22 protein-coding genes and 1 riboswitch are annotated in these 24,035 nt (G+C 69.4%); of the genes, 15 read left to right on the top strand and 7 right to left on the bottom strand.

The genetic code is table 11. From position 1 onward, the window contains the following. Positions 1 to 117 precede the first annotated feature (117 nt). Both ACNJ7E_RS40785 and trpD read left to right on the top strand, forming a co-directional pair. Positions 118 to 588 carry a hypothetical protein gene (locus ACNJ7E_RS40785; RefSeq protein ID WP_280782588.1) on the top strand — a complete coding sequence of 157 codons (471 nt, stop codon included), beginning with the start codon at positions 118 to 120 and terminating at the stop codon, positions 586 to 588. A gap of 43 nt (positions 589 to 631) precedes the next feature. Then, complete coding sequence (gene trpD, locus ACNJ7E_RS40780) at positions 632 to 1,720, top strand: anthranilate phosphoribosyltransferase (RefSeq protein ID WP_280782587.1); 1,089 nt, start codon at positions 632 to 634, stop codon at positions 1,718 to 1,720. Positions 1,721 to 1,729: 9 nt separating this feature from the next. Here the strand turns inward: trpD and ACNJ7E_RS40775 are convergent, their stop codons facing one another. Beyond that, positions 1,730 to 2,005: an Lrp/AsnC family transcriptional regulator gene (locus tag ACNJ7E_RS40775; RefSeq protein ID WP_005247708.1), complete on the bottom strand. Its 276-nt coding sequence runs from the start codon at positions 2,003 to 2,005 to the stop codon at positions 1,730 to 1,732. Continuing rightward, the gene (locus tag ACNJ7E_RS40770; RefSeq protein ID WP_418342490.1) at positions 2,002 to 3,768 is read right to left on the bottom strand and encodes a DEDD exonuclease domain-containing protein; all 1,767 of its coding nucleotides are present in this window, start codon (positions 3,766 to 3,768) and stop codon (positions 2,002 to 2,004) included. The genes ACNJ7E_RS40775 and ACNJ7E_RS40770 overlap by 4 nt, the downstream gene beginning before the upstream one ends. Positions 3,769 to 4,225: 457 nt before the next feature. Then, a riboswitch (cyclic di-AMP (ydaO/yuaA leader) is annotated at positions 4,226 to 4,390 on the top strand. A gap of 14 nt (positions 4,391 to 4,404) precedes the next feature. On the opposite strand from ACNJ7E_RS40770, the gene ACNJ7E_RS40765 reads away from it, so the two are divergent. From ACNJ7E_RS40765 to ACNJ7E_RS40750, 4 genes are all read left to right on the top strand, one after another. Next, positions 4,405 to 4,950, top strand: coding sequence for an NlpC/P60 family protein (locus tag ACNJ7E_RS40765; RefSeq protein WP_198601990.1), 546 nt, complete (start codon positions 4,405 to 4,407; stop codon positions 4,948 to 4,950). Between the two features lie 380 nt (positions 4,951 to 5,330). After that, entirely contained in the window at positions 5,331 to 6,383 is a 1,053-nt protein-coding gene (locus ACNJ7E_RS40760) for a C40 family peptidase (protein WP_280782585.1), read from the top strand. 49 nt (positions 6,384 to 6,432) lie between these two features. Next, positions 6,433 to 7,794, top strand: a complete 1,362-nt coding sequence (locus ACNJ7E_RS40755) for a peptidase MA family metallohydrolase (protein WP_418342489.1) — start codon at positions 6,433 to 6,435, stop codon at positions 7,792 to 7,794. 42 nt (positions 7,795 to 7,836) lie between these two features. Further along, complete coding sequence (locus ACNJ7E_RS40750; RefSeq protein WP_280782583.1) at positions 7,837 to 8,964, top strand: glycosyltransferase family 4 protein; 1,128 nt, start codon at positions 7,837 to 7,839, stop codon at positions 8,962 to 8,964. A gap of 60 nt (positions 8,965 to 9,024) precedes the next feature. Here ACNJ7E_RS40750 and ACNJ7E_RS40745 read toward each other — a convergent pair whose 3' ends face one another. Beyond that, a complete protein-coding gene (locus ACNJ7E_RS40745) occupies positions 9,025 to 10,836 on the bottom strand; it encodes an AMP-dependent synthetase/ligase (RefSeq protein ID WP_280782582.1) in 1,812 nt (603 codons plus the stop codon). A gap of 168 nt (positions 10,837 to 11,004) precedes the next feature. Here ACNJ7E_RS40745 and ACNJ7E_RS40740 point away from each other — a divergent pair, with 168 nt between their 5' ends. The 6 genes from ACNJ7E_RS40740 to ACNJ7E_RS40715 all read left to right on the top strand — a co-directional run bounded on the left by ACNJ7E_RS40740 (position 11,005) and on the right by ACNJ7E_RS40715 (position 15,560). After that, positions 11,005 to 11,379 carry a hypothetical protein gene (locus ACNJ7E_RS40740; RefSeq protein WP_005260151.1) on the top strand — a complete coding sequence of 125 codons (375 nt, stop codon included), beginning with the start codon at positions 11,005 to 11,007 and terminating at the stop codon, positions 11,377 to 11,379. Positions 11,380 to 11,531: 152 nt separating this feature from the next. Further along, a complete protein-coding gene (locus tag ACNJ7E_RS40735) occupies positions 11,532 to 11,969 on the top strand; it encodes an SRPBCC family protein (protein ID WP_009473765.1) in 438 nt (145 codons plus the stop codon). Next, positions 11,966 to 13,207 (top strand): ArsA family ATPase, encoded by a 1,242-nt coding sequence (locus tag ACNJ7E_RS40730; RefSeq protein ID WP_418342517.1) that lies wholly within the window; start codon positions 11,966 to 11,968, stop codon positions 13,205 to 13,207. Before ACNJ7E_RS40735 ends, ACNJ7E_RS40730 begins: the two co-directional genes overlap by 4 nt. After that, the gene (locus tag ACNJ7E_RS40725; RefSeq protein ID WP_418342488.1) at positions 13,204 to 13,605 is read left to right on the top strand and encodes a hypothetical protein; all 402 of its coding nucleotides are present in this window, start codon (positions 13,204 to 13,206) and stop codon (positions 13,603 to 13,605) included. The genes ACNJ7E_RS40730 and ACNJ7E_RS40725 overlap by 4 nt, the downstream gene beginning before the upstream one ends. 52 nt (positions 13,606 to 13,657) lie before the next feature. Continuing rightward, the gene (locus ACNJ7E_RS40720; protein ID WP_280782580.1) at positions 13,658 to 14,671 is read left to right on the top strand and encodes an ROK family protein; all 1,014 of its coding nucleotides are present in this window, start codon (positions 13,658 to 13,660) and stop codon (positions 14,669 to 14,671) included. Positions 14,672 to 14,801: 130 nt separating this feature from the next. Continuing rightward, the gene (locus tag ACNJ7E_RS40715) at positions 14,802 to 15,560 is read left to right on the top strand and encodes a lysophospholipid acyltransferase family protein (protein ID WP_418342487.1); all 759 of its coding nucleotides are present in this window, start codon (positions 14,802 to 14,804) and stop codon (positions 15,558 to 15,560) included. Between the two features lie 13 nt (positions 15,561 to 15,573). Here ACNJ7E_RS40715 and ACNJ7E_RS40710 read toward each other — a convergent pair whose 3' ends face one another. Next, positions 15,574 to 16,896 carry a glycosyltransferase 87 family protein gene (locus ACNJ7E_RS40710; RefSeq protein ID WP_280782578.1) on the bottom strand — a complete coding sequence of 441 codons (1,323 nt, stop codon included), beginning with the start codon at positions 16,894 to 16,896 and terminating at the stop codon, positions 15,574 to 15,576. A gap of 67 nt (positions 16,897 to 16,963) precedes the next feature. Here ACNJ7E_RS40710 and ACNJ7E_RS40705 point away from each other — a divergent pair, with 67 nt between their 5' ends. Together ACNJ7E_RS40705 and ACNJ7E_RS40700 are read left to right on the top strand one after the other, a co-directional pair. Then, positions 16,964 to 17,455, top strand: a complete 492-nt coding sequence (locus ACNJ7E_RS40705; RefSeq protein WP_011594241.1) for a polyadenylate-specific 3'-exoribonuclease AS — start codon at positions 16,964 to 16,966, stop codon at positions 17,453 to 17,455. Between the two features lie 42 nt (positions 17,456 to 17,497). After that, positions 17,498 to 18,883 carry a class II 3-deoxy-7-phosphoheptulonate synthase gene (locus ACNJ7E_RS40700; protein WP_280782577.1) on the top strand — a complete coding sequence of 462 codons (1,386 nt, stop codon included), beginning with the start codon at positions 17,498 to 17,500 and terminating at the stop codon, positions 18,881 to 18,883. A 43-nt stretch (positions 18,884 to 18,926) separates the two neighbouring features. On the opposite strand, the gene pknB is transcribed toward ACNJ7E_RS40700, so the two are convergent. Beyond that, entirely contained in the window at positions 18,927 to 20,930 is a 2,004-nt protein-coding gene (pknB, locus tag ACNJ7E_RS40695; RefSeq protein WP_418342486.1) for a Stk1 family PASTA domain-containing Ser/Thr kinase, read from the bottom strand. A gap of 110 nt (positions 20,931 to 21,040) precedes the next feature. Between pknB and ACNJ7E_RS40690 the strand changes: the two genes are divergently transcribed. Beyond that, positions 21,041 to 21,409, top strand: a complete 369-nt coding sequence (locus ACNJ7E_RS40690) for an Rv2175c family DNA-binding protein (RefSeq protein WP_105413630.1) — start codon at positions 21,041 to 21,043, stop codon at positions 21,407 to 21,409. A 7-nt stretch (positions 21,410 to 21,416) separates the two neighbouring features. On the opposite strand, the gene ACNJ7E_RS40685 is transcribed toward ACNJ7E_RS40690, so the two are convergent. Both ACNJ7E_RS40685 and ACNJ7E_RS40680 read right to left on the bottom strand, forming a co-directional pair. Then, on the bottom strand, positions 21,417 to 22,358 hold the full coding sequence (locus ACNJ7E_RS40685) for a phytoene/squalene synthase family protein (RefSeq protein WP_418342485.1): 942 nt from the start codon (positions 22,356 to 22,358) through the stop codon (positions 21,417 to 21,419). Between the two features lie 7 nt (positions 22,359 to 22,365). Further along, positions 22,366 to 23,970, bottom strand: coding sequence for an alpha-(1->6)-mannopyranosyltransferase A (locus ACNJ7E_RS40680; protein ID WP_280782574.1), 1,605 nt, complete (start codon positions 23,968 to 23,970; stop codon positions 22,366 to 22,368). Positions 23,971 to 24,035 lie beyond the last annotated feature (65 nt).

Genomic DNA, 24,035 nt, shown 5'->3' with positions numbered 1-24,035 from the left:
ATGACGCTTCGTCGTAAGAGACGACTACCCGGGTCCACCCTCGGCGCGTCGACGCGCCCCGCTTGTCCGATTCTCCCTGCTGACAGCCCTGGTGGCGGACCGTGAAAGGGTGGAGTCATGCGCTCTCGTGACAACAGTACGGGGTGGCTGCGGAGGCTGTTCGGCAGTCGGCAACCGGCCCCTCTCGATCAGGATCGTCCCGACCTCGTGGTCGTCGCCTCGAGCTTCGACGACGTGGAGGCGTGCTCGACCGCGCTCGACCGCGCCGCCGCCGAGAATCCGCGGTGGGACGCCGGCGCGGAAGCGGTGCTGCGGCACCATCTGCGGCTGCCCGCCTCGTCCGTGGCCGACGCCGTGTCGATCGCCGCGCAGGACGGTTACCGACCGCAGGATCCGGACGGTCCGGCATCCCCGGCCGAGGACGGTGCGACGGTCGGACTCGTGCTGCAGCGGGTCCAGATCCTCGATGCGCTGCACTGTTCTCAGGAACGGTCGAGAATGGCCGGGCTGGCGCAGCGGCTCGGTGGCTCGGTCGACGGCTGGGACGCGATGCAACCGGCGCGCGAGTCCGATCCGCCCGGTGACTAGGCTGCCAGGACCGGATCCGCCACTAGTACAAGGGGACACGACGATGCAGAGCCCGACTGCTCAGGGGACGAACGACGGTGTGCGGCCGGCACGCACGTGGCCGTCGGTCCTCGGCACGCTCACCGACGGACGTGACCTGTCGGTGGACGAGGCGAGATGGGCGATGGACGAGATCATGTCCGACAACGCCACGTCCGCGCAGATCGCGGCGTTCGGGGTCGCCCTCAAGATGAAGGGCGAGACACCGGAGGAGTTGCGCGGACTCGCGGACTCGATGCTCGGGCACGCGCGCAAGGTCCCCGTCGACGACGACGTCGTCGACATCGTCGGCACCGGTGGTGACCGATCCAACACCGTGAACATCTCCACGATGGCGTCACTCGTGGTCGCGGCGTCCGGCATTCGCGTCGTCAAACACGGAAACCGGGCCGCGTCGTCCAAGAGCGGCGGCGCGGACGTTCTCGAGGCACTCGGGGTGAAGATCAATCTCGGCCCCGACGAGGTGGCCCGCTGCGTCCGGGAGGTCGGCATCGGTTTCTGCTTCGCGCCGGTGTTCCATCCCGCACTGCGGTTCGCGGGCGCGCCGCGCAAGGAGATCGGCATCCCGACCGTCTTCAACGTGCTCGGACCGCTCACCAATCCGGCCCGTCCGCGGGCCGGCCTCATCGGCTGCGCGTTCCCGGGCCTGATCTCGGTGGTCGCCGGTGTGCTCGCGCAGCGCGGCAACTCGGCGCTCGTGGTGCGCGGTGACGACGGCCTGGACGAGTTGACGACGTCGACCACGTCGACCGTGCACATCGTGGCGGACGGGGCGGTGACCACCCGTCAGCTCGACCCCCGGGACATCGGGATCGCGCGGGTGTCGCTCGACGAACTGCGCGGCGGCGATGCCGAGGTGAACGCGGCGGTGGCGCGGCGACTCCTCGCCGGTGAGACCGGACCCGTACGCGACGCGGTCCTCCTCAACGCCGCGGCGGCGATCGCCGCGTTCCGGGGACTCGGCGGCCGCACGCTCGAAGACGCGCTGTCGGACGGACTCTCGGCGGCGGCGCAGTCGATCGACAGTGGAGCGGCCGCGACGCTGCTCGCACGGTGGGCCGAACTCACGTCGGGACTGGCCACCAGCAAATAGTCGGCGGAGCTACTCGCCGATCGAGAAGCCCGCTTCCACGTCCGCGCTGGAGTAGGACTGGAACGCGATGTGCGTCGCCGTCCGGGAGACGCCGTCCACCTTGTTGATTCCCTCGGTGACGACCTCCGCGATCTTCGCGTGGTCCCGGACCCGCACGATCGCGATCAGGTCGACGTCGCCTGCGCAGGAATAGACCTTGTCGACGCCCTCGATGTCGGCGACGGCCTGAGCGGTCTCCGGGATGCGGTGGGCTTCGGCGTGGATCAGGACGATGGCGTTGATCATGATCGCCAGCCTAAGCGGTGGTCGGCAGAACCCGGCGCGGGTGGTCGGGTCTCGGCGTCCCGTGTCGACGAGCTGCCCGCTCGCGCCAGTGCGCACCACTCGGACCAGGATCCGGCGCCCCGTGCGGGCTCGCACCAGCCCGCGGATGCGCTGACGATGCGGGTGTCCTCCTGGTCGAGCCAGCGCGCCAGCAGGCCGGCTTCCTCGGGGGACGCGCCGCGGAGCGGAGTTGCGTCGGGAACGACGGTTTCGGCGGTGAGGACGAGTGCATCGACCACCGGCATCGGGTGAATTCCGCGCCGGGCGCAGCCCGCGGACGCGAGACGCCCGGAACGGATCACCGCGAACTCCCAGCCGCCGGTCGCGGCCGGGCGAGCGGCCACGAGCTGATCGAGCGCGGTGAGGGCGGCAAGGCGCTGCATCCTCCGCAACGCGAGCACGACCTCCGCGGTGCGATCACGCAGCCGTGCGGCGTTCTCGAACAACTCGCCGGCGGCCAGCTCCTCCACCCGTGCGCGCATGCGCTGCAGCGGGGCGTCGTCCAGGCCGCGCAGGAACTGCCGGAAGAGTGCCGGCCCGGGACGGTAGGCGTCCTCCGTGGCGCGGTCGTGGACGGACGCCGGGCAGCCTCCGAGCTCGCGGGGTGGGCACTGCGGACCGTGCTCCCTTCCCTTCGGGATGCGGCTCGTGCAGGTGCGGAGAATGCAGTACTCGGCGAGGACGTCGGCGACGTCGACGGCGGTCGAGCGGGACCGGAACGGACCGAGCGAGTCGGCGGTCGGGGTACGCACCACCGACAGCCGGGGGAAGGCCTCCACGGTGAGCGTGATCCACCACCCGCGTTTCGGGTATTTGGACCTCCGGTTGTACGGCGGCGTGTGCGCGGCGAGCAGCCGGAGCTCGCGCACACCCGCCTCGAGTGCATGCGCGCACTCGACGTGGTCGATCCGGGTGCTCAAGGCCACCATCTCCTTCATCCGGCCACGCGTCTCCGAGCCGGTGAAGTAGTTGCGCACCCGCCGGCGCAGATCGGTCGCCGTGCCGACGTACAGGACCTCGTCGGACGGTCCGCGGAACAGGTACACGCCCGGAGCGTGGGGGAGATGGCTGGCGAGCGTCCGTTTCGCCCGCTGGTGCGAGGAGACGTCGGGAAGGTAGTCGACGAGCTCGGTGAGACTGTGCACCCCTTGATTGCCGACCCTCGCGATGAGGGCGTGCAGGACGTCGACGGTGGCCCGGGCGTCGTCGAGTGCCCGGTGGGTCGGAGTGGTCCCGACGTCGAACAGCCGGGCCAGCGACGACAGCTTGACGGACGGCGCTTCGTCGCGGCTGAGGACGCGCCGGGCCAGTTTGACGGTGCAGAGCACGGTGAACTTGGGCCAGGGGGTGTCGGTGGCGGACGCGGCGGCCTTGAGGAAGCCCGTGTCGAACGGGGCGTTGTGCGCGACGAGCACCGCGCCGCGTGCGAACTCCAGGAACGCCGGCAGCACTCGCTCGATCCGCGGGGCGTCGATCACCATGGCGGTGGTGATGCCGGTGATCTCCACGATGTGCGGGGGGATGGACCGTCCCGGGTCGACGAGAGTGGCCATTTCGGCGATCACCTCGCCACCGCGGATCTTCACCGCGCCGATCTCGGTGATGGCGTCCTCGCCCGGCCGCGCTCCCGTGGTCTCGAGGTCGACCACCACGAACGTGGTGTCCCGCAGTGGGGTGTCGAGTTCGTCGAATCTCAGCTGTTCGGGTACACCGGGGACGCTCACGGCTCAGAGCGTATGGACGGGCACCGACAGAACCGCCCGGAGAGCCCGGAGAGACGAGGATCACACTGACCGTCTCGGGCGGCGGTCGCGGGCGGTGCGCGGGTCGCGCGCGCGGCCGCGAACGAGGTGTTCGGACGGGGCGGGGACCGGTACCGGCGGATCGGGCGCGTGTCGCGGGTGCGGTCCGCGGCACCCCGGTTGAACAGCAGGAACGCTGACCGGGAGAAAATCGGGGAGTCGTCAGGCTTCGCGAAATGCCCACTCCCGCTGTCGAAAAGAGATCGGAAACAAACCGCCTGTTATCCGGTCGTTACCGAATGTGGGTATCGCGCGCCCGCAAAGCCGGAATCGGCCCAAACGGACACTTTCCGCGTGTTCCGGTCGACATCGGGGTATTCCATTTCGTAACCTTCCTGAGACCTAGCGGAGTCTCGCAGCCCCAACACCGGGGCAGCATCGCTAGTCACCGCCTAATCGGCCACTCGCGAGAGCGGTCGTACCGGGAACCCAAGTTTCTACTGGGGTGAATCCCGCCGGGACGTCCTCACGCACCGGTGGGTAGGGCTGATCTTCCCAGCCCGAACCCGTCAGCTAACTCGGTCGGCGGATGAATGGAAGAAACGGAGTACCCCTTTCGTGGCGTCACAAGTTTCCAAGCGGAATGTGCGACGGGCAGTCGTCGCCGGCGCGCTCGCAGTCGGAGCGCTCACCGCGACCGCGGCCCCCGCGGCCGCAGATCCCGTCACCATCCCCGGAGTCGGAACCTTCGAGATCCCGGGTGTCGTCATCCCGCAGATCCCCGGTGTCCCGAACCTGCCCGCGCCCCCGGCGCCGGCCGGCACCGCAGGTGACAAGGCCGTTCAGGCCGCACAGACCAAGCTCGGCTCGCCGTACGTCTACGGCGCCGCCGGCCCCAACTCGTTCGACTGCTCCGGTCTGGTGCAGTGGGCGTTCAAGCAGGCCGGACTGAACCTGCCGCGCACCAGCTACGCGCAGGCGGCGGCAGGCGCTCCCGTGTCGCAGTCCGATCTCCGCCCCGGCGACGTCGTCTCCTTCTACGGCGGATCGCACTCGGGCATCTACGCCGGCAACGGCAACGTGATCCACGCCTCCACCGAGGGTCAGCCCGTCAAGTTGGCGCCCATCGCGTCCATGCCTTTCGACGGCGCACGCCGCTACTGATCCACACGCGAGGCGAGGCATCCACCGAGTCGAGGGCGGGGATGCACGGGGTAGCTTCGTAGGATCTCGCACGACCACCGAGGGTGGGTTCGAATCACGATTCGAACCCACCCTCGATGTCGTTGCGCCCCAGGCAGACAGCGTGTCGTTCACCCGTCGGGTGGTCCCCGCCACCTCGTTCGTGACATAGGTGGACACAAACGTATGCCATTCCGTAACCTATCCGAGACCTTGCGAAGTCTTGTCGCGCCAACCGGGCGGCAACGCGGGTCACCACCTCTTCGGCACTCCACGGTCGCATCGGCCGAGGAAATCCCTGAGCCGCGCCTCGGACACCCGGCCCGGCTGGTGGAGAGCGACGATCGGAGAACTGCATTTCCGTGGCCTCACACAAGATGAAGCGCTCCCTGGGCAGCGTGCTGACCGCCGGCGTGCTGTCGGTGGCCCTCGTGTCGCTGCCGGCGATCCAGGCGGGCGCAGACCCGGTGACCACCAACCCGACCGACGCGCTGACGAAGCTCGGTGACCTGTCCCGGCAGTCCGAGCAGACGTCGGAGGCACTCCACAACGCGCAGATCGATCTCGCGGCCAAGCAGTCGGCGCAACGCGACGCCGACGCGCAGCTCGCAACGGACCAGGGTGTGCTCGACGCCGCCAACGCGCGCGTCGCCGTCTTCCAGCCGGTGGTGAACAAGCTCGCCACCGCCAATTACCAGGGTGCACGGACCAATCGCCTCTTCGCCGTGATGGTGAGCGATTCGCCGCAGCAGCTCCTGGACCAGATGTCCGCCCTGGACGCCATCTCCAACGACACCCGCAATCAGGTCGCGCAGTTCCAGTCGGCCACGTCGGAAGCCACGAAGGCCGCCGAGGCGTCGAAGAAGTCCGCCGATGCCGCACGGTCCGCGACCGAGCAGGCCAAAGCGGTGAGCGACGATCTGCAACGCAAGCAGAGCGACCTGCAGGCGCAGATCGCAGACGTGATCAAGGCATTCGGAGATCTCACCGGCGCCGAACGCGACCAGCTGGCGGGCACGCCCTTCCCGCCCGGCTTCGACCCGAACACGATCCTCGCGCATCTCACCCCCGGCTCGGGCACGAGCGCGCTGCAGGCAGGCATGACCCGTATCGGCGACCCCTACGTGTGGGGCGCCACCGGTCCGGACGAATTCGACTGCTCGGGACTGGTCGTGTGGGCGTACAAGCAGATCGGCAAGACGCTGCCGAGGTCCAGTCAGGCGCAGGCCAGCGGCGGCACCCCGGTGTCCCGCGACGCCCTGCAGCCCGGCGACGTCGTCCTCTTCTACAACGACGCGTCCCACGTCGGCCTCTATGCAGGAAACGGCAACATTCTCCACGCCTCGACGTTCGGTGTGCCGGTGAAGATCGAGTCGATGGCGAAGTTCCCCTTCTACGGGGCGCGCCGCTACTGACGGCGACCGTCCGACAGCGGCGGCCGGGCGTGCTCATACACTCACCGGCGTGCCCGCTTCAGACCCGTCTCCCGCAACGGATCCGACCTCGCGCCGTCAGGCGCGCCCGTGGGAGCGGGCCGCACTGGCCGGACTCGTCCTCGCCGTCGTCGTCGTCCTCGCGCTGACCGGGTTCTCCCGGACCGAGCGGGGCGCGGACGGAGCCGTCGGTACCGCGCAGGCCGACGCCGACGCGCGTGCGACAGCCGTCCAGACGCTCCTCGACACCTGGGCGTCGGCCGTGCGGACGAACGACGCGGCCCGGTTGTCCGGTCTGATGGATCAGGCGGCGGCACCGGGATTCCTGGCCGCCGAGACGCGGCGGGCGGCCAACGTTGCCGGGGTCGAGTTCTCGGACTGGGGCTACGAGATCGCCGAGGGCGCCGAGACAGCGGTGCCGTCGAGCCTCGGCGACGCGCTCGGGGCCGACGAGGTGTGGGCCCCCGCCGTGCAGCTCCGCTACGCGATCGCGGACGAGAGCCCCACCCGCAAACCGGTGGCTCTCGTCGTCGCCCGGCGCGGCGAGCGCTGGGCACTGGTCAGCGACAGCGCAACCGTGGACGGCGACCGGCTGACCTGGCGCGGACCGTGGGATTTCGGACCCGTCGTGTCGCGCCGCGTCGACACCGGTGACGGGCAAACGTCGGTGGTGCTCGGACATCCCGAGAACGCCACCATGGTCGACCGGCTGGCGGACGAACTCCCCGCCGCCGTCGTCAACGCCACCCAGCTGTGGGGTTCGCACTGGGCGGGCCGCGCGCTCGTGTGGGTCGCGGGATCGCAGGACGAGTTCACGGCGCTCGTCGGCCCGAATCACGACGGACGCGACATCGCCGCCGTCGCCATCTCGGACGCCGTCGAACCCGACGCCGCCACGGTCACCGGACAGCGGATCGTGTTCAGCCCCGCGTCCGAGGACCGGCTGACCGAGGTCACCCGGCGGGCGATCCTGCGGCACGAGCTGATCCACGTGGCGGCGCGCGCCGAGACGGTGGACCGCTCACCGATGTGGGTGCTGGAGGGCTACGCGGAATACGCGGCATACCGGGGTACCGGCGAGGCCGAACGGCAGATCGCGCCGGCACTGACCGCGCAGGTGGGCGCCGAGGGTCCGCCGACCGAGTTCCCCGAGGACACCGACTTCTCCGGATACGGCGAACGCGGCTCGGTCGCCTACGAGACGGCATGGTCGATCAACGCCTTCGTCGCGGAGCAGTACGGCGAATCGAGGCTGACGGAGCTGTACCGGACGCTGGCCGTGGGCGAGGCGGACCCGGAGACGGTCGACGGACGGCTGTCCGACGTCCTCGGCGTCGACGCCGATCAGTTCCGCGACCGCTGGACCGACTGGGTGGGCGCTCACCTGGGGTGACCCTGCGTCGCCTGCGCACGGTCCACCGCCTACGGTGATCACATGCGCCGAACCCTGTTGGTGACGAACGATTTTCCGCCGCGACCCGGTGGAATCCAGTCGTACCTGCACACCTTCGCCAAGCACCTGCCCGCCGACGACCTGGTCGTCTACGCCCCGCGCTGGCGCGGCGACTCGCATATCAAGTTCGATGCGCGGCAACCGTTTCAGGTCGTCCGGCACCCCACCACCTTGATGGTGCCCACGCCGTTCGTCGCCCGCCGGGCCGCCAAGCTGCTCGCCGAACACGACTGCACGGGCGTCTGGTTCGGCGCAGCGGCCCCGCTCGCGCTGCTGAGTTCGACGCTGCGCCGCGCCGGGGCGGAACGGGTGGTCGCCAGTACCCACGGGCACGAGGTCGGCTGGTCGATGCTCCCCGCCGCCCGCCAGGCCCTCGGACGGATCGGCGACCGGACCGACGTCGTCACGTACGTCAGCCGGTACACGAGGGGCCGATTCGCGTCCGCGTTCGGCGCGAGTGCCGCGCTCGAACACCTGCCGTCCGGCGTCGACACCGACCTGTTCACCCCGGACAGCGGCGCGCGGGCCGAACTGCGGTCCCGGTACGGGCTGGGGGAGCGGCCGACGGTCCTGTGCCTGTCCCGTCTCGTGCCGCGCAAGGGCCAGGACATCCTGATCAAGGCGCTCCCGGGCATCCGCGAGCACATCGACGGCGCCGTGCTCGTGATCGTCGGCGGCGGCCCCTACGAGGACCGTCTGCGCTCGCTCGCGCGCTCGGTCGGGGTGGAGGACCACGTCGTGTTCACGGGCACGGTGCCGTCCGCGGAGCTGGCGGCGCACCACACGATCGCCGACGTGTTCGCGATGCCGTGCCGCACGAGGGGCGCGGGACTCGACGTCGAAGGCCTCGGCATCGTCTTCCTCGAGGCGTCGGCCACCGGTGTGCCGGTCATCGCCGGACAGTCCGGTGGCGCCCCGGAAACGGTGCGGCAGAACGAAACCGGGATGGTCGTGGACGGCACGTCGGTGGCCGAGGTGGCGCGATCGGTGATCTCGGTGCTGTCCGACCGCGACCGCGCGGCCGCGATGGGTGCGGCCGGCCGCGAATGGGTCAAGGCGGAGTGGCGATGGGACGTGCTCGCCGCCAAGCTGCAGGCACTGCTTGCGTGACCGCCCGTGAGTACTTATCAACCGCGGGCGGTTAATAAGTACTCACGAGCCCGGAGGGCACTATTTCGCGTAGATGGCCGCGATGTCGTCGGCGAAGCTGTCGTGCACGACGTTGCGCTTGAGCTTCATCGTCGGCGTGAGCTCGCCGGTTTCCTCGGTGAAGTCGACGGGCAGGACCCGGAACTTCTTGATGGCCTCCGCGTGTGACACGAGCTTGTTGGCCTCCGCGACGGCTTCGTCGATCTCGGCCGTGAGGTCGGCGTCGGTGAGCAGATCCGCGACCGTGGTCCCTGCGGGCTTGCCGTTGCGCTCGTTCCATGCGGGCAGTGCGTCCGCGTCGATGGTGATCAGCGCGCCGATGAACGGCTGCTGGTCTCCGACGACGATGGCCTGGCTGATCAGCGGGTGCGCACGCAGGTGATCCTCGAGCTGGGCGGGGGAGACGTTCTTGCCGCCCGCTGTGACGATGATCTCCTTCTTGCGGCCGGTGATGGTGATGTACCCGTCCGTGTCGACCGACCCGAGGTCGCCGGTGTGGAACCAGCCGTTCTCGATCGCGTCGGCGGTCGCGTTCTCGTTGCGCCAGTACCCGCTGAAGACGACCGGCCCCGACAGCAGGATCTCACCGTCGTCGGCGATGCGAACGGAATTGCCCGCCAACGGCTTGCCGACCGAGCCGACCTTCTGCTCGCCGATCGTGTTGACCGCGAACGCCGCGGACGTCTCGGTGAGGCCGTAGCCCTCGTAGATCGTGATGCCGATGCCGCGGAAGAAGTGGCCGAGGCGGGCGCCGAGCGGGGCGCCGCCCGAGATCGCCAGCTGGCATTTGCCGCCGAGCGCGGCCCGCAGCTTCGAGAACACCAGCTTGTCGAACAGTGCGTGCTTGGCCTTGAGGACCAGTCCCGGCCCGCCCTTGTCCTGAGCCTCGCTCCAGGCGATGGCCGTCTCGGCGGCGGCGTCGAAGATCTTGCCCTTGCCCTCGCCGTGGGCCTTGGCGCGGGCGCTGTTGTACACCTTCTCGAACACCCGCGGCACCGACAGGATGAAGTCGGGGCGGAACTCGCCGAACGTGGGGACGAGGTTCGGGATGTCGCTGGTGTGTCCGAGTGCGGCGCCGGCGTCGAACGACGCGATGCTGACGGCCCGCGCCAGCACGTGCGCCATCGGCAGGAACATGAGGGTGCTGACGCCGGGCGTCTTCAGCAGGGTGCCGAGGCTGGAATCGAGGATGCCCTTGGACTCGGCGATGAGGTTGGAATGGGTGAGCTGGCAGCCCTTGGGCCTGCCGGTGGTGCCGGAGGTGTAGATGAGGGTGGCCGGATCGCTCGACTTCAGCGCGGCGACGCGGGCCCGGACATCGGCGTCGGGAACGTCGGCGCCCAGTGCGGTCAGTTCCTCGACGACGCCGCGGCCGCCGTCGGACGCCTCGATCTGGTAGACGCCGCGCAGCGCGGTCGCCTCGGCGGCGACGGCCTTCACGGTGGCCGCGTGTGTCGCGTTCTCGACGACGAGATCGATCGCGGCGGAGTCCTCGAGGATCCACCGGACCTGCTCGGCGGAGGATGTCTCGTAGATCGGGACGGTGACGCCGCCCGCTGCCCAGATCGCGAAGTCGACGAGGGGCCACTCGTAGCGGGTTGCCGACATCAGTGCCACCCGGTCGCCCTGCTGGACGCCGAGGGCGATGAGACCCTTGGCGACTGCGGTGACCTGTGCCGCGAATTCGGCGGCCGTGACGTCGGTCCAGCGTCCGCCGATCTTGCGCTTGTACACGACCAGCGTCGGGTCGGCCGCGGCGTGGGCGAACACCGAGTCGACCGCGGACGCGTCCTCCGCGATCGTGAACGACTGTGGCGCGCTGAACTCGGGCACGAAAACCTCCGACACTGAAGATACTGACGAGTAGGATTGCGTTCCCAACTTTAGACCTTCCCCGGCCAGGTCTGCTTCCTGGCCGAAGAAGGGTGGTCAGAGCCCTGTCCGCGCGGTGCCGCGGAACCCCGCGGCCACCGCTCACGGCGGTATGTGAAGCTAGTCGCCGTGAGCAGCATTCAGGTCGCAGACCAGACGTTCATCGCGGCCCCACCGCAGCAGGTCGCGGCGGCGATCGCCCCGCCGGCCCGCTGGCGCCGGTGGTGGCCCGATCTCACCCTCGCCGTCCGCGAGGACCGGGCCGAGAAGGGCATCCGGTGGACGGTGGCCGGACCGCTCACCGGAACCATGGAAGTGTGGCTCGAGCCGGTGCTGGACGGAGCGATCGTCCACTACTTCCTCCACGCCGAACCGGCCCGCAGCGAGGGCACCCCCGATCTGGCCGCACTGAACCGTCGCAGGCGCGTCGAGGGCAAAGTGATGTCCTTCGAAGTGAAGAAGGAACTCGAGGCAGGTCGCGCTGCGGGAGAACCGCCGTCCTGAGGCGGATCCGCCCGCCGCGGCAGGGTCGGCATTGTGTCAGAGCGCCGAGATCGTGTGTGATAGTCGGGCACAACACAGACATACGAAACCGGTAACGGCGTGGCCCCGCGATCGACGAGCGGGTCGGCCAGGCGAAAGGAAGCGTTCACTCCATGCCCGAGAGGACCAAGAGGTCGATCAGTATCGAGGCGCCGCCCGCCCGGGTGATGGATGTGATCGCCGACTTCGACGCGTACCCGGCGTGGGTGACCGCCGCGAAGTCCGTCGAGGTCATGGAACCCGGCAAGGGCGGCCGGGCCGACCGGGTGCGGTTCGTGCTCGACGCCGGCATGGTCAAGGACACGTACGTACTCCGCTACGACTGGGCGCCCGACGGCAAATCGGTCAGCTGGGAACTCGAGTCCGGTGAGATCCAGAAGTCGCAGTTCGGTTCGTACGTTCTGGAGGACGAGCCGGGCGGCGGCACCACCGTCACGTACGAGCTCACCGTCGACCTCACCATCCCGATGATCGGCCTGTTCAAGCGCAAGGCGGAGAAGGCGATCACCGACACCGCGCTCAAGGAACTCAAGAAACGGGTGGAAGGCTGAGCAGCGAAGGTCGTGCCGGACCTGCCCGGGTCCAGTTCTTCGTCGGGAAGGGGGGCGTCGGAAAGACGACGCTCGCGGCCGCGACGGCACAGGCGGCCGCAGAGGCCGGACACCGGACTCTGCTCGTCTCGCTCGACCAGGCGCACTCTCTCGCCGACGTCATCGGGATCGCCGCCGCCCGGGACCTCGTGTCCGTGACCGACACCCTCGACGTCCTCGAACTCGACACCCTCACGTTGCTCGAGGACAGATTCCGGAGTCTGACAGCGGTTCTCGCGGCCGCCGGAACACACGACCACGGCGCCCAGCTGTCCGCGCTCGAACCGGAGGAGCTGACCGGGCTTCCCGGCGTGCAGGACGTGCTCGGGCTGTGTGAGGTCGTCCGGTTCGCCACGGAGGGCGACTACGACGCCGTCGTGGTGGACTGCCCGCCTACCGCGGACTGCCTGCGGACGCTCGCCGCGCCCGCGATGGCTCTCGAGTACATCGAGCGGGTGTGGCCGCAGCACCGCCGCATCGCCGCGCTCCTGGGTTCCGATCCCCGCCTCGTGATGCTGGTGACGCTGATCGAACAGGTCGTCGCCGCGGTCGGCGAGATCCGGGAGATGCTCGCGAACCGGGCGAAAACCACTGTGCGACTGGTGACGACCCCGGAGCGGGTGGTGCTGACGGAGACCCGGCGCACCGTGGCGGTGGCCGCGCTGTCCGGCCTGCGCGTCGACGCCATCCTCGTGAACAACCTTCTGCCGCACTTCGATTCGCCGGCAGGACACGACGATCCCGGTGTGGCATGGTTGATCAGGCGGCGAGCGCTGCAGCAACGGGTCCTTGCCGAGCTGACCGCCTCCGCGGGCACCACCGTGATCCTCTCGGTGACCCGGTCGGTGACGGAGCCGGTAGGGTGGGCCGATCTCGGCGGAATCGCCCGGGAGTTGTATGCCGACGACACGGACGCGGTTGCGGTGCTGGGGAAGAACCCACCCGCGGTGCGGGTGGGGCTGGAATCGGGGGCCGGTGTGGATTCTGTGTACACGATGCGGATGTATCTGCCGCTCGTGAACCCGTCGACCCTCACGTTGGGTCGAGTGGAGGACGACTTGGTCGTGGGAGCTGAAGGGGTGCGCCGCCGGGTCCGCCTCGCCTCGGTCCTGCGCCGGTGCGTCGTCGCGGGCGCAGAACTCGACGGAAGTGATCTGGTCGTGCGCTTCACGCCCGACCCGCAGGTGTGGCCGGTATGAACGACGACCACGCGCAGCTGGTGGCGGAGCTGCGGACACTCGCCGAGACCGCCCTGGACCGTCTCGAGCCGCTTCTCCAGCGTGCGGCGGCGCCGCACGCCCAGACGGGCGCCGAGGACGCGCCCCCCGGAACCGGGCAGTGGTCGGGATGCACGTGGTGCCCGGTGTGCGCACTCGCGGCTCTGATCCGCGGCGAGCAGCACGATCTCGTGACCCTGCTCGCCGGCCAGGCGTCCCTGCTGATCGCGGTGCTGCGGCAGGTCCTCGACGAACACGCCGTTCACGACACCCCGGGCCCCGGCGGTCCCGACGCTCCGGAACCCGGCCCCGGCGGCGGAACGTCCGAAGCGGACGGCGGCTCGGCGTTCGAACCGATCACGGTCACCATCAAGCATTGAGCGTGCCCCTCGCGGGCCGGATCGCCGGACTCGTGCACGTCGGCGATCCGGCATGGGCACAATCATCTCCATGAGCACAGGCACGGGCAGCGAACGTGGCGGCAGCGCGGCGCTGACCATCGGCATCGACGTGGGTGGAACGAGCATCCGTGCGTCGGTGGTCGACTCGGCCGGTGAGGTGCTCGACTCGCTCCAGTCGCCGACCCCGGCGTCGGCGAAGGCGCTCGAGAACGGCCTGGACCGGGCGGTCCGGGAGCTGTCCGCACGGCACGACGTCGCCGCCGTGGGTCTGGCGGTCGCCGGATTCATCACCCCCGACCGCACGACGGTGCGGTTCGCGCCGCATCTGCCGTGGGTGGGTGCACCCGTCGGCCGGGACCTCGGGCAGCGTCTCGGTCTGCCGGTGATCCTCGAGCACGACGTGAACGCGGCGGCGTGGGCCGAGCACCGCTTCGGTGCTGCTGCAGGCGGCCGGAACGTGGTGATGCTCGCCATCGGCACGGGCATCGGGGCGGCGCTCCTCGCGGACGGTCGGCTGTACCGCGGCAGCCACGGCGTCGCACCCGAACTCGGCCACATCCAGGTGGTCCCGGACGGACGGCCGTGCGCGTGCGGCAAGCACGGCTGCTGGGAGCGGTACTGCAGCGGGACGGCCCTCGTCGACACCGCGATCGAACTTCTGGCCGCGGATCCGGCGACGTCGACGGTCCTCGCGCGGGACGTGGCGGTCGATCCGGGTGCGCTGACGGGCCGGCGGATCGCGGGCGCGGCACAGGACGGCGATCCGCTGGCACTGGAGACCATGCGGGAGTTCGCCCGGTGGCTCGGCGTCGGACTGGCGCTCATCGGGGATGTGTACGACCCGGATCTCGTCGTGATCGCCGGTGGCGTCGCGAGTTCCTCGCCGCTGTTCATCGACGAGGCCCGCGAGCACTACGCGGCGCTGACGACGGGGGCCGGGCACCGGCCGCTGGCCCGCATCCGGCCGACCCAGCTGGGGGAGGCGGCGGGCATGATCGGAGCGGCGGAACTAGCCCGGGCCGTCCTGCCCGATCGGGTGGGTTGACGTCCAGCCCACTGCTGTAAACCCGCAGAGTGTGATGCTGTGCGGGCCTCCCGGCCGTGTGTAGCGACCCTCACCCGCCCGAAGTAGAGTCGACCCGAACGAAGCTTGGGTTGTGAACGGGAGGGACGCCATGTGGTACTGGCTCTTCAAGTACGTGTTTTTGGGGCCGGTTCTCTGGGGGCTGGGTAGGCCGACCGTGGAGGGTACGGAGAACATCCCGGCGGAGGGTGGCGCCATCTTGGCGAGTAACCATCAGGCCGTGCTGGATTCGTTCTTCCTGCCGTTGCGTGTGCCGCGGAGGATCACTTTTCTCGCCAAGAGCGAGTATTTCACCGGGACGGGACTCAAGGGCGCCTTCCAGCGCTGGTTCTTCTCGGTGGTCGGTCAGGTTCCGATCGACCGGACGGGCGCCGATGCCGCGCAGGACGCATTGAACGCCGGGTTGCGCGTCCTCTCGCAGGGCAAGCTGCTCGGGATCTACCCGGAGGGCACCCGGTCGCCCGACGGCCGCCTCTACAAGGGCAAGACGGGACTGGCTCGCATGGCTCTGGAGTCCGGTGTGAAGGTCATCCCGGTCGCGATGATCGGTACGGAGAAGGTCAACCCGATCGGCTCCCGGGTGTGGCGTCCCGCGAAGGTCACCATCCGCGTCGGTGAGCCCATCGACTTCTCGCGTTTCGAGGGCATGGGCGGCAACCGGTTCGTCGAGCGGGCCGTCACCGACGAGGTCATGTACAAGCTGATGAAGCTGTCGGGTCAGGAATACGTCGACATCTACGCGGCGACGCTGAAGAAGAAGGCGCCCGCCGCCGACGCCTCGGTGGCCGGCGGGGCGCCTGCGAGCGACGCCACCACCGTCACGCGACTGCCGGACACGCGGGCGAGCTGACGGCCGCGACCTCTCAGCCGACGGGGACGGTGAGATCGTCGGAGGTCTCCGACCGATCGTCCTCGTCGGACTGGGAGGGACGGGTGCGGAACGCGAAAATCGCGACCAGCACCACGGCGAGTCCCCACCACACGTACGACGACGCCAGGAACTGATCCCACAGATTCCAGTGGGTTCCGCTCCACCGTCCCACCCCGAGTTTCCAGTGCGCGGCGAGCCTCACGACGACGACGCCGACCACGGCCGTGACCGCCAGGGCGACGCTCCGGCGACGGTAGGCGAGGACGCCGAACACGAGGATCACCGGCACCGACCACACCCAGTGGTGTGACCAGGACACGGGGGAGACGAGCAGTCCGAGGACGGCGTTGAGTCCCAGCGCGAGCGCGGTCTCGCCGGATCGCAGCGCTCGCACCATCGCGAGAATCACGAGTGCGAGAACCACGACGCTCAGCAACAGCCAGATCGGGGTGCGCACCGAGTCGCTCAGTCCGAGCCGGGCCAGCACACCGGTGATGCTCTGGTTCGCGGGATACGCCGGGGTGCCGATCCGATCGGAATCGAAGAGGGTGTGCGTCCAGTAGGTGACGGAGTCGTTCCACGTCGCGATCGCGCCCACGGCGCTGAACGCCAGGAAACCGACCCCGGTCACGATGGCCGAGCGAAAGTCCTTGCGCACCAAGAAGTACACAATGAACACGGCAGGCGTCAGCTTCACCGCCGCTGCGAGGCCGATCAGCACGCCGCGCGGCCACGGCGTCTTCTTCGGCAGGCAGTCCGCCGCCACCAGCAGCATCAGCAGGATGTTGATCTGCCCGTAGTCGAGGGTCGACGAGACGGGTTCGAGGGCCATCGACACCGCGAGCGCACCGAGGGCCATCCACACCAGCGTGGTGCGGGGTGCGATGCCCAGCGAGTCGAGCGTGACGACGAGGACGCCGAACAGCGCGATCAGCGACAACACCGTCACGACGATCCCGGCCGTCGCCAGCGACACCGTCGACAGCGGACTGAAGACGACGGCGGCGAGCGGCGGGTACGTGAACGGCAGGAAGTTGCCCATCTGGGTGGCAGGCATCGACCCGTACAGGGTCGGGCCGTGCAGGAACACCGAACCGCCCAGGCGGTAGACGTCGAGATCCAGCCGGTAGTAGCTGCCGAAGTCCCGCAGGCCGGGCAGTCCGAGCAGGTTGTAGGCGAATCCGACCGCGAGCCCGGCGAGGACGAGGACCCGGACGACGAGACCACCGACGCGGAGATGCGGAGGCACCCGCGGAGAGTCGAGCGGGTCCGCGACAGGGGCGGCGGACTGTCGACCGTCGGAGGTTGCGCGCACCGAGGCCTCCTTCACGAGGTAGGGGTGGATCCGGATGACGCCAACGGGTGAGGCATAGTTTGCGGGCGTGCGTTACTTCTACGACTGCGAGTTCATCGAGGATGGTCGCACGATCGACCTGGTGTCGATCGGGGTGGTCGCAGAGGACGGACGTGAATTCTACGCAGTGTCCACCGAGTTCGATCCCGACCGGGCGGGCAAGTGGGTGCGCAGGAACGTGCTGCCGAAGCTGCCGCAGCCGTCGTCGCCCCTCTGGAAGAGCCGCGCCCGCATTCGCGACGACCTCTACGCGTTCCTGATTCCCCGCCCCGGCATCGTCCCCGAACTGTGGGCGTGGGTGGCCGCCTACGACCACGTCGCCCTCTGCCAGCTGTGGGGGGACATGACGGAGCTACCGCAGTCGCTGCCCCGGTACACGCGGGAACTCCGCCAGTATTGGGAGGAACACGGCAGTCCGGCGCTCCCACCTGCACCGGGTGACGCGCACGACGCGCTCGCCGACGCCCGGCACAACCTGGCGAAGTTCGAGGCAGTTCAGGCGGCGCGCTCACTCCGGTGACCTGACTCGCCATCGCTCCGGTCGAGCGAATATCCTGTATGGGTGAACTGGACTGTCGACGTGCCGATCGACCGCTTGCCCGAACTCCCGCCGCTGCCCACCGAGATGCGTGAGCGCCTCGATGCAGCGTTGGCCAAGCCCGCTGCTCAGCAGCCGCAATGGCCCGAGGGTCAGGCCGCCGCGATGCGGACCGTCCTCGAGAGCGTGCCCCCGATCACGGTGGCCAGCGAGGTCGTGGCCCTGCAGGAGAAGCTGGCTCAGGTCGCTCGCGGCGAGGCGTTCCTTCTCCAGGGCGGTGACTGCGCCGAGACGTTCGCCGACAACACCGAGCCGCACATCAAGGGCAACATCCGCACCCTGCTGCAGATGGCCGTCGTCCTGACGTACGGGGCGAGCCTGCCCGTCGTCAAGGTCGCCCGTATCGCCGGTCAGTACGCCAAGCCGCGGTCGTCGAACGTCGACGCCCTGGGCCTGCAGTCGTACCGCGGCGACATGATCAACTCCCTCGTCGCCGACGAGGCCGTGCGCGCCCACGACCCGTCGCGGCTCGTGCGGGCGTACGCGAACGCCAGCGCCGCGATGAACCTGGTCCGCGCGCTCACCGGCGCGGGCATGGCCGACCTGCACAAGGTGCACGACTGGAACCGCGAGTTCGTGGCGTCGTCGCCGGCCGGGGCCCGGTACGAGGCACTTGCCGCGGAGATCGACCGCGGGCTGCAGTTCATGAACGCCTGCGGCGTCACCGATCCCAGCCTGCACCACGCGCAGATCTTCGCCAGCCACGAGGCGCTCGTCCTCGACTACGAGCGCGCGATGCTGCGCCTCGACAACGACGACGACCACGCGAAGCTGTACGACCTGTCCGCCCACTTCCTGTGGATCGGCGACCGCACCCGTCAGCTCGACGGGGCCCACATCGCATTCGCCGAACTCGTGTCGAACCCGATCGGCCTGAAGATCGGGCCCAGCACCACACCGGAGATGGCGGTCGAATACGTCGAGCGGCTCGACCCCACCAACAAGCCGGGTCGCCTCACCCTGATCTCGCGGATGGGTAACAACAAGGTTCGCGACCTGCTGCCGCCCATCGTCGAGAAGGTCCAGGCCACCGGTCATCAGGTGATCTGGCAGTGCGACCCGATGCACGGCAACACCCACGAGGCGTCCACCGGCTACAAGACCCGCCACTTCGACCGCATCGTCGACGAGGTCCAGGGATTCTTCGAGGTCCACAACGGACTCGGCACCTACCCGGGCGGCATCCACGTCGAGCTCACCGGTGAGAACGTCACCGAATGCCTCGGCGGCGCGCAGGACATCTCCGACCTCGACCTGTCCGGTCGCTACGAGACGGCGTGCGACCCCCGCCTCAACACCCAGCAGTCGCTGGAACTGGCGTTCCTCGTCGCGGAGATGCTGCGCGGCTGATCGCCCGCATCCTTCGGACCCTCACTGCCCTGCACCTGCGGGGTCAGGGCAGTGAGACCAGGGTGACCGTGCTCCCGGGCTTCACCAGATCGCCGCCGCCGGGATTCTGGCTGATGACGAACGACCTGTCCGTGTCGGTCACCTGACGCACCTTCACCTCGAGTCCGAGACGGCTCAGTTCGTCCCGCGCGGATCCGACCGTCCGGCCCAGCATCGACGGAATTCGCACCGCGTTCGACACACTCAACGTGACGCTGGTGCCCGCATTGACGCGGGCGCCCGCCTTCGGGCTGGTGGCGATCGCGTCTCCGGCGGCGACGTTCCGGTCGAAGTCGGTGGTGACGTCCTGCACGACGATGCCCACCGCCTCGAGTGAGGCGCGCGCCTCGGCCTCCGACATGCCCTTCACATCGGGAACGTCTACCGGCGGTGCACCTTTGCTGACGATCAGTTTGACCGTGGACCCGGTCGCGAGCTCGGTACCCGGTGCCGGGTCGAGCGCGGCCACCGCCCCGATCGGGACCTTCGCGCTGAACGCCTGACCACCGTCGACCGGGGTGAACGTGCGGTTCCGCAGTTCCTGTTCGATTCCGGCGCGCTCACCGCCCGCGGGCAGCGGCGGGACCGTCGGCCTCCCGAGGGAGACGAGCAGTGCCACCGTGCCGTCGCGGGAGATCCGCGAGCCGCCGGTGGGATCGGTACCCAGCACCGTGTCGAGCGCAGCCGTGTCGGAGTACTGGCCCCGGGTCTCCGTCGACAGTCCGGCCGCTTCGATCGCCGTCACCGCCGCACCGCGATCGAGACCGTCGGTGGTCGGGACCGCGGTGAAACGGCCCGAACCCATCCACCAGCCACCGAAACCCACCGCGAGGGCGAGCATCAGGATCACGAGCAGCCACACGATCGTGGTCCGGCGCGACCGCTGCCGTTCGGCGGCGAAGTCGGGGTAGTGGTAGCCGTCGTCGGGTTCGTCCTCCACCGCGAACGACGGTTCGTCGATCGGCGGGCGCGGAGTCTGCGTGGTGACCACCCGCGTGTGCTGGACACCGGGCTGCGCCGGCAGCGGGCTGGGCGGCGACAGCGGCGGGGCGGGGGGAAGGTGCACCGTGGGCGGTGCGGCGGGGCCCGGCGGCGCGCTCGCGGCGGCCGCAGCGCTCAGGTGCTGCGCCGAGCGTCGCGGGGCGGGCACCCGGTAGGCAGGCAAATCGAGGGCCGCCGCGATGCTGCGCAGGGCCGAGCCCATCTGCTCGGCGTTGGCGAAGCGGTGCGACGGTTCCCGGTGGGTGGCCTCCGCGACGAGTTCGTCGAACTCGGGCGGGACACCCGCGATGAACGAACCCGGCCGCGGCACGTCCTGATTGATCCGCTGATACGCGACGGACAACGACGTGTCCCCGGTGAACGGTGTCCGCCCGGTGAGAAGTTCGAACAGCAGGACACCGGTGGAGTAGACGTCACTGCGGGTGTCCGCGATACCGGACGTCACCTGCTCCGGCGACAGGTACGCCGCCGTGCCCAGAATCACACTGTTCGACGTGGTGGTCGACGCGGCGGCGGCCCGCACCAGACCGAAATCGGCGATCTTCACCTCACCGCCGTCGGAGATCAGGATGTTCTCGGGTTTGACGTCGCGGTGCACGAGACCGGCCCGGTGGGCGACTGCGAGCGCGTCGAGAACCGGGCCCGCGACCGCGGCCACCGCGTGCGGCGGCATCGGCCCGCGTTCCCGCAGGAGTTCGCGGAGCGTTCCGCCGTCGACGAGTTCCATCACCAGGAACGCGTGCTCGCGGTCGTGTCCCTGGTCGTAGACCGCGACCAGGGAGGGGTGCTTGAGTCGCGCGACCGAGCGGGCCTCGAACTCGAACCGGGTGACGAACGCCGGATCGGCCGCGAACTGCGGATCCATCACCTTGATGGCCACCGGACGGTCGAGACGCGTGTCGAGCCCCCTGTAGACGGTGGACATGCCGCCACGCGCGATCGTGGCATCCACCCGATAGCGCCGGTCGAGCAGCTCGCCGATCAAACGTTGACCTCCATCGTGCACAGTGTCCGTTCCCCCGTCAGTGCGCGCAGCCCGGCCACGCGCCCCTCAATCGTAGCCAGCGACACCGACCGGTAGCGCCACGCCGGAGGCGACCAGATAACGTTAGGGGAGTGAGTGCCATCCCTTACTGTGACGATGTCCTGGACCCTTCCGTCTCGCTCCTCCAGTTGGTGGACGTCGCGAAGAACCTCGGTGTGGCCGTCACCCGCGTGCAGCAGCTTCTGCGCGATCAGCAGTTGATCGCCGTCCGACGCGACGGCGTCCTCGGTGTTCCCGAACTCTTCTTCGACGAGACCGGCGAGATCGTCAAATGGCTGCCCGGTCTCGTCGCCGTGCTCCACGACGGCGGATTCAAGGACGAGGAAATCCTGCAGTGGCTGTTCCGCGAGGACGACAGCCTCCCCGGCACGCCCGTCCAGGCCCTGCACGGCGACCTCGCCCGTGAAGTGATCCGCCGCGCTCAGGCGATGGGATTCTGACGGCCGGTCACCACACTCGGCCACGGGCAGGCACCGCGAGCCGGGCGAACTGAGGCAGCGCCGTCGCCCACCGGTTTCTCCGGGACACGGTGGCGCGCCGGTCGAGCACCCGGTAACCACCTCGCTCGATCTCGTCGAGAATGCGGGAATACAGCACGAACGCGGTCCGGATACCCGGTTGCACCCGCCGGTCCAGCATCGCGATGCCCGGTTCCGCGTCCCGGTACACCGACCGAGTGACCGAGATCAGGTGGGCGAGGGCCCGCACGATCCGCTGGTCCGTCGTGCCGCTGCGGCGACCGTGCGCGAGAAGTTCGGTGTCGACACCGAACGCGGCCAATTCGTCGGCCGGGAGATAGACCCGGCCCCGATCCAGGTCCTCGCCGACGTCGCGAAGGAAATTGGTCAGCTGGAACGCCTCACCGAGAGCCGCAGCGTGCGGTTCGGCATCGGCGACGGGCCCGGTGGTTCCGAGGACGGGCAGCATCTGCAACCCGATCACGACGGCCGATCCGTACATATACGTCCGGAGTTCGGTCATGGTGCCGTACTCGGACCGATGCTCGGCAGTCCCCGGAACATCCATCCGCATGGACTGCAGGAACGCGAAGAAGTAGTCGTGGGGGATGTCGAAAGACGCGACGGTGTCGAGGAACGCGGGAAGGACCCGCCGCATCTCCCGTGAGCACGCATCCGGCCCGACCGCGGTCCGGTCGGTGAAGCCGAGTCGCAGTGCCGCGTCGATCCGATCGAGTTCGGCGGCGCAGTCGCCGGCCGTCCGGCCGGGATCGACGTCCACGATGTCGTCGACCGTGCGGGCGAACCCGTACAGGGAATGCACGGCGGCGCGTCGGCGCTCGGGAAGGAGCCGGGTCGCGAGATGGTAGGTGCGTCCGTGCTCCGCCGTCACCGCGCCGCAGTACCGGTAACTGTCGGCCAGCTCGGTCATCAACCGGTCATTCGACGCGCGGCGACGACGCGGCACCCGCGAGGTCGGCGGTGCGCTGTTCCTCGACGGGCCGAGGTGTGCGCAGCCGCAGCGGGTCGACCGTGCGGAGCGACACGGCCGCGACGACCGCAGCGAACGTTGCGAGCACGACGTGCGGGAACGTGTAGAGGCCGATCGAACCGTCGGGCTGGAAGACCAGCATCAACCAGGTGGACAACCCGACGAGGATCATCAGGGTCCGGGTCGACAACGCGAAGCCGGCTGCGATGGCGATCGGCCACGAGTAGTACCAGGGCAGCGCGGCGGGCGACAGGATCACGATCGCGACCAGGACGATGAGGATTCCGAGAATCGCGTCACGCTCGGTCTTCCGGTAGCGCCACCAGGCCGCCAGCACGAGAGCGACCAGCGCCACCGCGCAGATCGGGCGGGTGATGGCCAGCACCTCACCCAGCCGCAGTTCCGCGAACCACGACGTTCCGACGGTCACGATGTGGGCGAGGATCGTCGGCAGCGACAACCAGTTGATGATCTTGTTCGAACCGGACAGCGCGGTCATCCAGCCCAGTCCGACACCGGCGACGGCGGATGCGGCCGCGAAGATGGCCACGAACACGGCGAACCCCGCGCCCGCGGTCTTCGCGAACGACGCGAGCGGCGACGCGGGTGTGCGCCCCTCCGCCTCGGCCTTCTCCTTCTCGTGGAGCATCCAGATCCACACCATGAAGGGCAGCGCGGCGCCTGCGGTCGCCTTGATCGCGACCGCGACGGCGACGAGGGCGATCCCGGCGAGATGGCGACGTTCGAGGACGAGCGCGATGCCGGCGATCATCAGGCCGACCATCAGCAGCTCGTTGTGCACCCCGCCGATGAGGTGGACGAGGACCAGCGGATTGAGCACGGCGAGCCACAGGGCGATCGCCGGATTGCCGCCGAGGTGCCGCGCGAGGTGCGGAACCCCCCACACCATCAGCGCGAGTCCGGGCAGCATCGTCACGCGCAGAAGCATCGTCCCGGCGATCACGTTGTCGCCGGTCAGCCCCGTGATCCCCTGACTGAGGAGCAGGAACAGCGGACCGTACGGCGCGGTGGTGGTGGTCCACACGTTGCTGACGTTGTCGAGGAGGACTCCCGGGTTGACCACCGGCCCGACGGCGTACGGGTCGAACCCGTCACGCAGGAGCGCACCCTGCGCCAGGTAGGAGTAGGCGTCGCGGCTGAACATCGGCACTGCGAGGAGCAGCGGCGCCGTCCACACCGGGACGATCATCCGCAACTGCCGGAGGGTGACGTCGCCGCCGAGCGTGGCACGACCCAACCGCACCCAGGCCGTGATCATCGCGACCACACCCACCCAGACGATGACCGTCGACAGGATCTGACCGTGACCGAACCGGAGCCACGACAGGTGCATCGCCTCGAGGAGTGGGTCCTCGCGGCGGACGCTGCCCGCACCGAAACCACCGAACGTGATCATCACGGCGCCCACGAAACCGAGGATGGCAGCGTGTCCCTCCGGGCTGCGGAGGAAGTCGGCCGTGGTCTGGGGCCACGACCGCTGCGGCGTGGTCGTCGCAGCGGCGACGGTCGCCTGCCGGGCAGAGGACGTCATGAGTGCAGATTCCTCCCCCGAGGTGAGTTCGGTTGCGGTCGGTGCGCTCATCGGCGTGCGCATCG

The organism is Rhodococcus mengyinensis (assembly GCF_048381435.1).
In the GTDB taxonomy this organism is placed as follows: Bacteria; Actinomycetota; Actinomycetes; order Mycobacteriales; family Mycobacteriaceae; genus Rhodococcus_F; species Rhodococcus_F opacus_D.
This window is presented reverse-complemented; position numbering and strand designations above follow the sequence as displayed.

What these genes read in the sequence shown, in the direction of transcription:
- ACNJ7E_RS40785 (WP_280782588.1), top strand. Translation starts at nt 118, where the DNA reads ATGCGCTCTCGTGACAACAGTACGGGGTGGCTGCGGAGGCTGTTCGGC.
- trpD (WP_280782587.1), top strand. Translation starts at nt 632, where the DNA reads ATGCAGAGCCCGACTGCTCAGGGGACGAACGACGGTGTGCGGCCGGCA.
- ACNJ7E_RS40775 (WP_005247708.1), bottom strand. Translation starts at nt 2,005, where the DNA reads ATGATCAACGCCATCGTCCTGATCCACGCCGAAGCCCACCGCATCCCG.
- ACNJ7E_RS40750 (WP_280782583.1), top strand. Translation starts at nt 7,837, where the DNA reads ATGCGCCGAACCCTGTTGGTGACGAACGATTTTCCGCCGCGACCCGGT.
- ACNJ7E_RS40735 (WP_009473765.1), top strand. Translation starts at nt 11,532, where the DNA reads ATGCCCGAGAGGACCAAGAGGTCGATCAGTATCGAGGCGCCGCCCGCC.
- ACNJ7E_RS40725 (WP_418342488.1), top strand. Translation starts at nt 13,204, where the DNA reads ATGAACGACGACCACGCGCAGCTGGTGGCGGAGCTGCGGACACTCGCC.
- ACNJ7E_RS40720 (WP_280782580.1), top strand. Translation starts at nt 13,658, where the DNA reads ATGGGCACAATCATCTCCATGAGCACAGGCACGGGCAGCGAACGTGGC.
- ACNJ7E_RS40715 (WP_418342487.1), top strand. Translation starts at nt 14,802, where the DNA reads ATGTGGTACTGGCTCTTCAAGTACGTGTTTTTGGGGCCGGTTCTCTGG.
- ACNJ7E_RS40685 (WP_418342485.1), bottom strand. Translation starts at nt 22,358, where the DNA reads ATGACCGAGCTGGCCGACAGTTACCGGTACTGCGGCGCGGTGACGGCG.
- ACNJ7E_RS40680 (WP_280782574.1), bottom strand. Translation starts at nt 23,970, where the DNA reads ATGACGTCCTCTGCCCGGCAGGCGACCGTCGCCGCTGCGACGACCACG.